Here is an 852-nt window from a genome sequence, read left to right as displayed (position 1 = left end):
CTCGATAGTACCAGTTACGTCAGTTGTACGGAAGTAGAACTGTGGACGGTAACCTTTGAAGAAAGGAGTGTGACGACCGCCTTCATCTTTAGAAAGAACATAGATTTCTGAAGTGAAAGTAGTGTGTGGAGTGATTGAACCTGGCTTAGCAAGAACTTGACCACGTTCAACGTCATCACGCTTAGTACCACGTAGAAGAACACCAACGTTCTCACCAGCACGGCCTTCGTCAAGAAGCTTACGGAACATCTCAACACCAGTACATGTAGTAGTGATAGTGTCTTTGATACCGATGATAGCTACTTCGTCACCAACACGTACGATACCTTGCTCAATACGACCAGTTACAACAGTACCACGGCCTTGGATTGAGAAAACATCTTCGATTGGAAGGATGAATGGTAGATCGATAGCACGCTCTGGCTCTGGAATGTAAGAATCTAGAGCTTCAGCTAGTTCAACAATCTTAGCTTCCCACTCAGCTTCGCCGTTAAGCGCGCCTAGTGCAGAACCCATGATTACTGGGCAATCATCACCTGGGAAATCGTACTCAGAAAGAAGTTCACGAACTTCCATCTCTACTAGTTCAAGTAGTTCTTCATCATCAACCATGTCACACTTGTTCATGAATACGATGATGTAAGGAATACCAACTTGACGACCAAGTAGGATGTGCTCACGAGTTTGAGGCATAGGACCGTCAGTTGCAGCAACAACTAGGATACCACCATCCATTTGAGCAGCACCAGTGATCATGTTTTTAACATAATCGGCGTGTCCAGGACAGTCTACGTGTGCGTAGTGACGAGTAGGAGTATCGTATTCTACGTGAGAAGTAGAGATTGTGATACC

General features: G+C 45.2%; 1 protein-coding gene. It reads right to left on the bottom strand.

Annotated features, from left to right (window positions below):
- The coding region (tuf, locus tag CZ809_RS20810) for an elongation factor Tu (protein ID WP_080159328.1) at positions 1 to 852 on the bottom strand (852 nt) is incomplete at both ends.

This window comes from Photobacterium piscicola, from assembly GCF_900166965.1.
GTDB classification, from domain to species: Bacteria; Pseudomonadota; Gammaproteobacteria; order Enterobacterales; family Vibrionaceae; genus Photobacterium; species Photobacterium piscicola.
Note: the sequence above shows the minus strand (reverse complement) of the source record. Positions and strands in the feature narration are given on the sequence as shown.